Source organism: Streptococcus oralis (genome assembly GCF_001578945.1).
Lineage (GTDB): Bacteria > Bacillota > Bacilli > Lactobacillales > Streptococcaceae > Streptococcus > Streptococcus oralis_Q.
On record NZ_KQ969554.1, the window covers coordinates 1 to 8,922 of the forward strand.

At 43.0% G+C, this 8,922-nt stretch carries 7 protein-coding genes and 1 pseudogene; 4 read left to right on the forward strand and 4 right to left on the reverse strand.

Annotated features, from left to right (window positions below; all coding sequences use genetic code 11):
• From SORDD16_RS11965 to rnhC, 4 genes and pseudogenes are all read right to left on the reverse strand, one after another.
• Positions 1–232: pseudogene (locus SORDD16_RS11965) on the reverse strand (ISL3 family transposase); the annotation flags it as partial.
• 125 nt (positions 233–357) lie between these two features.
• On the reverse strand, positions 358–2,727 hold the full coding sequence (gene recD2, locus SORDD16_RS07875) for an SF1B family DNA helicase RecD2 (protein ID WP_061453029.1): 2,370 nt from the start codon (positions 2,725–2,727) through the stop codon (positions 358–360).
• Positions 2,728–2,875: 148 nt separating this feature from the next.
• Positions 2,876–3,490: a signal peptidase I gene (gene lepB, locus SORDD16_RS07880; protein ID WP_061453030.1), complete on the reverse strand. Its 615-nt coding sequence runs from the start codon at positions 3,488–3,490 to the stop codon at positions 2,876–2,878.
• 3 nt (positions 3,491–3,493) lie between these two features.
• Positions 3,494–4,375: a ribonuclease HIII gene (rnhC, locus tag SORDD16_RS07885; RefSeq protein ID WP_061453031.1), complete on the reverse strand. Its 882-nt coding sequence runs from the start codon at positions 4,373–4,375 to the stop codon at positions 3,494–3,496.
• 86 nt (positions 4,376–4,461) lie between these two features.
• Here rnhC and zapA point away from each other — a divergent pair, with 86 nt between their 5' ends.
• From zapA to SORDD16_RS07905, 4 genes are all read left to right on the forward strand, one after another.
• A complete protein-coding gene (zapA, locus tag SORDD16_RS07890) occupies positions 4,462–4,764 on the forward strand; it encodes a cell division protein ZapA (RefSeq protein WP_061453032.1) in 303 nt (100 codons plus the stop codon).
• Positions 4,761–5,309 (forward strand): CvpA family protein, encoded by a 549-nt coding sequence (locus SORDD16_RS07895; protein WP_061453033.1) that lies wholly within the window; start codon positions 4,761–4,763, stop codon positions 5,307–5,309. The genes zapA and SORDD16_RS07895 overlap by 4 nt, the downstream gene beginning before the upstream one ends.
• A gap of 100 nt (positions 5,310–5,409) precedes the next feature.
• Positions 5,410–7,746, forward strand: coding sequence for an endonuclease MutS2 (locus SORDD16_RS07900; RefSeq protein ID WP_061453034.1), 2,337 nt, complete (start codon positions 5,410–5,412; stop codon positions 7,744–7,746).
• Positions 7,747–8,037: 291 nt separating this feature from the next.
• Positions 8,038–8,922, forward strand: an 885-nt coding sequence (locus SORDD16_RS07905) for a DNA methyltransferase (protein ID WP_164966503.1), incomplete at its 3' end; no start/stop codon positions are given.

Sequence of the window (8,922 nt, forward strand, 5' to 3'; positions counted from 1 at the left end):
TTTTTTTAAGCTTCAGGCTCGCAGGCATCCCTTGAATATCTAGAATTGGAATTTTTGAAGCCTCTTGAACATCATATTTGATCCTATTTCCCTGACAATGAGGGCAGGGAGGTGCTGGATAATCCAGAGTAGCTCGTATTTCGATGTGGGATTAGAAGCGTAAAACAAAGAGAATTTTGATATTTTTATCTTTCAATCCGATTAAATCTGTGGTATTCTTAAGCAGTTCCATGTGAATCCTTTCTAATGATGGTTTGGTCGCTTTTCATTATAGGTCATATGGGACTTTTTTTCTACACTCAAAAAGGCTCCATAATCTCCAAAGTGGATTTACCCACTATAGAAATTATAGAGCCACTATTTTCCAAAAATCTCTTTTAAGTCTGCATCTGTAATCCCGATCATGGCTGGGATGCTAGACCAGTTTTCCTCGGTGAGAATGTAGGATTGTTCAGAGTCACTTGATGTGGCAGTTTCAGAGAAGGCTTGTTTACTTTCTTCAATATTAGTTTCAATTAAATCACTGAAGCGTTCAATCAGATAGGTCTTTCGGGCGGTTCCGATGTGTTGGGTAGCATAGTCGAAGGCTTGTAATTCACCAAGAAGGATGAGCTTGCTCTTGGCCCTTGTGATAGCTGTGTAGATGAGATTTCGCTCCAGCATGCGCTTGCTAGCACTGGTGATGGGCAGGATGACAACGGGAAACTCACTTCCTTGTGACTTATGAATACTCATGGCATAGGCCAGACGGATCTTGTACCATTCGTTTCGTGGGTAGATGACTTCATTGCCGTCAAAATCAATGACAATCTCGTCTTGTTTGGACTCGGTGTATTTACCAGGAATCAGGTCTGTGATGTAGCCTAGGTCTCCGTTAAAGACATTGACTTCGGCGTCGTTGACCAGGTGAATGACCTTGTCTCCTGCTCGATAGTGACACTGAGTTGCTTCAAAGCTAACTTTGTCTTTTTGTGGTGGATTAAGGAGGTCTTGCATGAGTTGGTTGATAGCGTCAATACCAGCAGTTCCTCGATACATAGGCGCTAGCACCTGAATATCTCGAGCCGGAATGCCACTTCTGAGGGCAGCACCAAGAATTTTCTCAATGGTAGCTGGGATATGGCCACTAGCGATTTCAAAGTAGGAGCGATCAGCTTTTTTCTGGGTGAAGTCGGCTGGCAAGATGCCTTGTCGAATTTGACTCGCCAAGGTAACGATAGTTGATTCTTCGCTCTGACGGTAAATCCGTTCCAAGCGAGTCTGCGGAATCAGGGGTATCTGGAGTAGGTCTGCAAGGACTTGTCCAGGACTAACAGAAGGTAGCTGGTCGCTATCACCCACGATGAGGATTTTACTGTTAGAAGAGATGTTGGAGAAAAGTTGGTTGGCTAGCCAAGTGTCAACCATGGAGAATTCATCCACGATGATGAAGTCGGCATCCAGATAATCTTCTAGATGACTGGTATCATCGTCTCCCGTCATCCCCAAATGACGATGTATAGTAGCACTAGGCAAACATGTCAATTCATTCATGCGCCGAGCTGCTCGACCAGTTGGAGCTGCTAGAAGAATAGGCAGGTTGCTTTTTTTCCTGAGGTCAATTCCTTCTAAGAGGGCATAAACAGCGATAATCCCATTGATAACAGTCGTCTTACCAGTACCAGGTCCACCTGTTAGGATAAAGACCTTGTTCTGGATAGCGTCGCAGATGGCCTGTTTTTGGATGCTATCATACTCAATACCTAGTTCTTCCTCAACACTAGCGATATGCTTTTGAATGGTTTCTAAATCCTGACTTTGTTTCTTTCCTTTTTCAAGAATACGAACCAAGTGACTGCGAATGCCTTCCTCAGCGAAAAAGAGGCTGTTATCAAAGATTTTAGTATCAATCTGCTGAACCTTGTCTTCTTCGATGAGGTAGGAGAGTTCTTGGGCAACTTGGCTGGGGTCCAATTCCACGGGTCGGGAAGACTCTAGGAGAGTCAGGGTCTGTTCCAGCAAATCTCGGGCTTCTATATAGGTATCGCCTGTATCCATACATCTCTGAAAAAGACTGTGGACAAGGCCAGCACGGAAGCGTTCAGGAGCTTGACTTTCGATGCCTAGTTCGGCAGCCAATTGGTCAGCAATGGTAAAGCCCAAACCTTTGATATCCTCAACTAGCTGGTAGGGATAGTTTTCGACAATATCCAGCGTTTCTTCCTTGTAAAAATCTTGAATCTGAAAGGCTAGTTTATTAGGAATACCGTAGTTGGCTAGTTTTGCCAAGACCATTTCTGTCCCATAGTTGAGACGGAGGGTAGAGACGAAAGCCTCACGATTTTTGGCAGATAGTCCTGTAATGCTTTCTAACTTTTCAGGATGTTCCAGAATTTCGTCAATGGTATTTTCGCCATAGGTATCCACAATTTTCTGAGCAGTTTTGAGGCCAATTCCCTTGAAATGGCTGCTAGAAAAGTATTTGACAAGCCCTTTTCGAGTCGGTTTTGCTCGCTCATAGCGGCTGATTTGCAGTTGTTCTCCGTACTTGGAGTGTTGAACGATTTGTCCCCAAAAAGTGTAGTCTTCGCCCTCAATCACGTCAGCCATGGTTCCTGTAACGATGATTTCAAAATCGTCAAAGTCCTCCGCATTGGTATCTTCGATATCTAGGAGGAGGATGCGATAAAAATTGCTGGGATTTTCAAAAATAATGCGTTCAATGGTGCCTGAAAAATAAACTTCCATAGATTTCCTTTTTGATAGAAAAAGAGCTGGGATAGAGCTTCCAGTTAGGCTTTCCTTTGATTTGGGACTTGGTACAAGATATTGCCAAGTTGCAATCTAATTCTAAAAGCTAACTCAAAAAGACTATCACAGCATCTAGTTGCTGGTTTTAAAAGATTCCGATACGGTTGAGTGGCCAGAAACGGAATTTGGCTTCTCCTTTGATTTGACTGGCTTTAAAGGTTCCAACATGGCGACTGTCGCTAGAAACCAAACGGTCATCTCCAAGGAGGAGGTACTCACCCTCGGGTACGGTAAAGCTGAAACTGGTGTTGAAATTTACATCGACAGTAAAGGCCTGAGCTTTCTGAGCTAGACTTCTAAAATAGACACCCTTATCCCCTTCAAAGCCTTTCCCTGAATAGGTGCTCTGAAGTTTATCATTTTTAAACTGTTGGAGGTAGTCTGCTAGGTAAGGTTCGTCGGTTTCTTGATTGTTGATAAAGAGCTTGTCGTTTTCGTAGCGAATGGTATCACCAGGCATGCCGATGACACGTTTAACGATGTCTTTATTTCCATCATCTTCATGAGCAACTACAATGTCAAAACGGTCAATTGGGAGGTGTTTGACAACGAAGAGAACCTCTCCGTCAGCTAGAGTAGGATCCATAGAGTGTCCTTCTACGCGGACATTGGTCCATAGAAAGAGACGACTGAGACCAACTAGTATAATGATGAGGAACGTAAGTCCCCACTCTTTTAGAAATGTTTTAAGCGAATTCATAATTTACCTTTCTAGAAGTGCTTTGGCTTTTTCAGTATTTTTAAAATGTAGTTTGGCACAGAAGTTGAGCCCCTTCATGCCATAGGCTTGAAGGATTTTGCTAGCAACCTTATCAGAAGCAGTTCCTGCGCCACTTGGCAGTTGATAGCCTAGTTCTTGTCCAAGATTTTCCAAGTTTTCGAGGAAGAGATCACGTGCGATGATAGAGCTAACCGCAACAGCTAGGTATTTGCCCTCGGCTTTTTCTTCCAAAGTAATCTTGTTTGGAAAACGGTTAGCTTCTTGCGCCAAGTACTTGTCATAGTTTTTAGGACTTGTAAAAGCATCAATCACGATTTTTTCTGGCTGGACTCCTTTTTGAAGCAGGAGAAAGATAGCCTGGTTGTGAAGGGCAACCTTTACAGAAACAGCATTGTAACGCTCTCCGATAACTTCGTTGTACTTGCTCGGTGAAAGAAGGAGTGCTTGATGCTGGATTTTTTCCTTGAGGATAGGGGCGATCTGACGAATCTTTTGGTCTGTCAGAGTTTTTGAATCCCCCACACCGAGTTTCCGCAAGAAGTCATGCTGGTTCGGTGTCACAAAGGAGGCCACGACAGCCAGCCCACCAAAGTAGGAACCATTTCCCACCTCATCAGTCCCAATCATAGGAAAATCTTGTCCACTGGTTTCCTCTACAACTTGATAGCCAAAGAAAATGGCGTATTGCTCAGCCATTTCGCCCTGCAGGAGGACTTTTCCAGAAGTGTAGATAGAAACGGTTGCCTGAGGGAATCGCAAAAAATAGCGAATATAAGGATTTTTACTAGGACTGAGAGCCTTTTGATACTGACTTAAAAAGCTCTGAATTTTCTGTTCACTTGGTGTGAGTGTGATACTTGCCATAGTCTCTATTGTACCACAAAAGCAGGAGAATTGGTAAAAACTGACAAAGTTAGCGAAATTTGGTATAATATCGTGAGGTGAATTTTATGGCAAATCTAAATCGATATAAGTTTACATTCGGAAAAAAGACATTAACCTTGACAACTGAGCATGACAACCTCTTTATGGAGGAAATTGCCAAGGTTGCAACTGAAAAATACCAAGCAATTAAAGAACAAATGCCTGGGGCGGATGATGAAACCATTGCGCTTCTTTTGGCGATTAACAGCCTATCGACGCAGCTTAGTCGTGAAATTGAATTTGATGACAAGGAGCAAGAGTTGTTAGAGCTCCGTCACAAGTTGGTTGCTGTCAAGCAAGAGCAGAGCAAGATTGAGGATTCCCTATGATTTCGATCCTTCTCTTACTGGTTCTAGCTTGGGGCTTTTACATCGGCTACCGTAGAGGTTTGGTGCTACAAGTTTATTATTTCCTCGTGGCAGTGATTTCAGCCTTTGTTGCTGGGCAGTTTTATAAATCGCTGGGAGATCAATTTCACTTGCTTGTCCCTTACGCCAATCCTCAGGAAGGACAGGGAACCTTTTTCTTCCCTTCAGATCAGCTTTTTCAGCTAGATAAGATCTTTTATGCGGGTTTGGCTTATCTCCTGGTTTTTGGAATTTGTTACAGCCTTGGACGACTTATTGGTTTGTTCCTACACTTGATTCCGACTAAAAAGCTAGATGTCAAATGGTTTCGTATCGGATCAGGCCTATTGTCGCTATTGGTAACCTTATTTGTCTTGCAAATGGCTCTGACCATTCTTGCAACGGTGCCTCTGGCAGTCATTCAAAATTCACTCGAAAAAAGTATAGTAGCCAAACACATCATCCAAAGTGTCCCTTTCACGACAAACTTTATCAAACAACTCTGGGTGACAAATTTAATCGGATAAAAAGGGCGGGATTTTTCCTAGCCCTTTGTTTACAGATTGGACGACTAGGTCAAAACCTCTAGTTGCTATAATCTTGTAAACCAGCATACAAGGAAAAAATATGAATACAAAAATACTAGAAACCTTAGAATTTAATAAAATCAAGGCCTTGTTTGAACCTCATCTCCTGACAGAACAAGGCCTAGAGGAGCTAAAAGGTTTGGCTCCAACCGCCAAGGTGGATAAGATCAAACAAGCCTTTACAGAGATGGAGGAAATGCAAGCTCTCTTTGTCGAGCAACCTCACTTTAACATCCTAGCGACGCGTGAGATATCAGCTGTTTGCAAGCGTCTGGAGATGGGGGCGGACCTCAATATTGAGGAGTTCCTGCTCCTCAAACGAGTCTTGCTTGCTAGCAGAGAGTTGCAAGGTTTTTATGCCAATCTTAAAAATGTACGCTTGGAGCAGTTGGCGAGATGGTTTGAAAAACTGCATGATTTTCCCCACTTGCAAGGGAGTCTTCAATCTCTAAATGATGCAGGATTTATCGAAAATTTCGCCAGTGAAGAGCTAGCACGCATCCGTCGGAAAATCCATGATAGCGAGAGTCAAGTTCGAGATGTCTTGCAAGACTTACTTAAACAAAAAGCACAGATGTTGACCGAAGGCATTATCGCTAGCAGAAATGGCCGTCAGGTTTTACCTGTCAAGAACACCTATCGTAATAAGATTGCGGGTGTTGTCCATGATATCTCTGCCAGTGGAAACACAGTCTATATTGAGCCACGTGAGGTCGTGAAACTGAGCGAAGAAATCGCTAGTTTGCGAGCAGACGAGCGCTATGAGATGATTCGTATCCTGCAGGAGCTCTCAGAACGGGTCCGTCCTCATGCTGCAGAGATTGCTAATGACGCTTGGATTATCGGTCATTTAGACTTGATTCGTGCCAAGGTGCGTTTCATCCAAGAAAGACAAGCAGTTGTTCCTCAACTTTCAGAGAACCAAGAAATTCAACTCCTTCATGTTCGCCATCCTTTGGTTAAAAATGCTGTCGCAAACGATGTACACTTCGGTAAGGAATTAACGGCCATTGTCATTACAGGTCCCAATACAGGTGGGAAGACTATCATGCTCAAAACCCTGGGCTTGACCCAGCTCATGGCCCAATCTGGATTGCCCATTCTAGCTGACAAAGGAAGCCGTGTCGGTATTTTCGAAGAAATCTTCGCTGATATCGGGGATGAGCAGTCTATCGAGCAAAGCTTGTCTACCTTCTCCAGCCACATGACCAATATCGTAGATATTCTTGGTAAGGTCAATCAGCACTCGCTCTTATTGCTAGATGAGCTCGGGGCCGGTACTGATCCGCAGGAAGGAGCCGCGCTTGCTATGGCTATTCTGGAGGATCTTCGTCTGCGTCAGGTCAAGACCATGGCGACGACCCACTATCCAGAGCTCAAGGCCTATGGTATTGAGACAGCCTTTGTGCAAAATGCCAGCATGGAGTTTGACACAGCGAGTCTCCGTCCGACCTATCGCTTTATGCAGGGAGTTCCTGGTCGAAGCAATGCCTTTGAAATTGCCAAGCGCCTGGGCTTGTCAGATGTCATCGTGGGAGATGCCAGCCAGCAGGTTGATCAGGATAATGACGTCAACCGCATCATTGAACAATTGGAAGAGCAAACGCTTGAAAGCCGTAAACGCTTGGACAATATCCGTGAGGTCGAGCAAGAAAACCTCAAGATGAACCGAGCGCTTAAAAAGCTCTACAACGAACTCAATCGTGAAAAAGAAACTGAGCTTAACAAGGCGCGTGAACAGGCTGCCGAGATTGTGGAACTCGCTCTAAGTGAGAGTGACCAGATTCTCAAAAATCTCCATAGTAAGTCTCAACTCAAACCCCATGAAATCATTGAAGCCAAGGCTGAGCTGAAAAAACTGGCTCCTGAAAAAGTCGACTTGTCTAAAAACAAGGTCCTTCAAAAAGCCAAGAAAAAACGAGCTCCAAAGGTGGGGGATGATATCGTGGTTCTCAGTTATGGACAACGTGGAACCTTGACTAATCAACTTAAGGACGGCCGTTGGGAAGCCCAAGTCGGTTTGATCAAGATGACTTTGGAAGAGAAAGAATTTGACCTTGTTCAGGCTCAGCAAGAAGCCTCAGTCAAGAAAAAACAAGTCAATGTCGTCAAACGTTCTTCTGGTCGTGGTCCGCAAGCCAGACTGGATCTCCGAGGCAAACGGTACGAAGAGGCTATGAATAAGCTGGACGCCTTTATCGACCAAGCCCTGCTCAACAACATGGCGCAAGTCGATATCATCCATGGTATCGGAACAGGAGTCATCCGTGAGGGCGTCACCAAATACCTGCAAAGAAACAAGCATGTCAAGAGTTTTGGCTATGCTCCACAGAATGCTGGAGGCAGTGGCGCCACCATTGTGACCTTTAAAGGATAGAGAAAAGCCTGAGGAAATACATAATTCCTCAAGCTTTTTTATCATTTCTTTTAAATATCCTCAAATATGCTATAATAGAACTAGAAAATTGAATAAAACCGAAGGGTATACCCTTCCTTTATATATACATATAAAGGAATACTATTAGCTCTTCACAAATTTTAAGTGATACTCTTCGAAAATCAAATTCAAACCGCGTCAACGTCGCCTTGCCGTACTCAAGTACAGCCTGTGGCTAGTTTCCTAGTTTGCTCTTTGATTTTCATTGAGTATGAGAAGGAGATTCCATATATGAAGCACGAATTGGAGCAGGTTCTCGCTAAAAATCCTAATTTTTTAGTGGATGGTGTTCTAAATAAGAATAAATTGGCTGAGCTGGCACGGCAGTATAATCCTGAACTCCTCAATCAACTGATGAGTAATGAAAAAATTGCTAAGCATTTCTTTTCAAAACTACAAGATGGTGTGCTAGTATTCAAAAAAGATGTATTTTTACAATTTTTAAATAATAAAGAGTTCTTGCCTGACAGTTTTACTGCCTACAAAACCAAAATCGGCTTGGGGATGCCTGATGGAAACTATCTATCTGAAAAGAAGGAAGTGGTGCTGAATTTTCCCTATAAAGATTGTGTGCTTGAGGGTGGGCAGACTAAGGACGACGCTAAGCGTCAAGAGCTTTTCTTTAACGAAACGCTTGCTCCAACAGAAATCAATCGTTTGCTGGACGATAAGGTACTGACCAACTTTAAACGCTTTGATAGTGATGGTGAACATGAAGTCGAGGGACTAGAGGATACAGATAACCTCATCATCAAGGGGAATAATCTAATCGCTCTTCATAGCCTCAAAAAACGCTTTGCTGGTAGGGTGAAGTTGATATATATCGATCCTCCCTACAATACTGGAAGTGATAGTTTCAACTATAATGATAATTTTAATCATTCCACTTGGTTGACGTTTATGAAGAATCGTCTTGAGGTAGCGAGAGAGTTATTAAGTGAAGATGGTAGTATTTGGATTAACATTGATGATGATGAAGGACATTATCTTAAGATTTTAAGCGATAATATTTTTGGCAGAGAAAATTTTGTTAATACTATTATTTGGGAGAAAAAGTATACTGTATCAAATGATGCTAGGTATTTTTCAGATAATCATGATTTAATTTTAGTATAT

What these genes read in the sequence shown, in the direction of transcription:
- recD2 (WP_061453029.1), bottom strand. Translation starts at nt 2,727, where the DNA reads ATGGAAGTTTATTTTTCAGGCACCATTGAACGCATTATTTTTGAAAAT.
- SORDD16_RS07895 (WP_061453033.1), top strand. Translation starts at nt 4,761, where the DNA reads ATGATTTCGATCCTTCTCTTACTGGTTCTAGCTTGGGGCTTTTACATC.
- zapA (WP_061453032.1), top strand. Translation starts at nt 4,462, where the DNA reads ATGGCAAATCTAAATCGATATAAGTTTACATTCGGAAAAAAGACATTA.
- lepB (WP_061453030.1), bottom strand. Translation starts at nt 3,490, where the DNA reads ATGAATTCGCTTAAAACATTTCTAAAAGAGTGGGGACTTACGTTCCTC.
- rnhC (WP_061453031.1), bottom strand. Translation starts at nt 4,375, where the DNA reads ATGGCAAGTATCACACTCACACCAAGTGAACAGAAAATTCAGAGCTTT.
- SORDD16_RS07900 (WP_061453034.1), top strand. Translation starts at nt 5,410, where the DNA reads ATGAATACAAAAATACTAGAAACCTTAGAATTTAATAAAATCAAGGCC.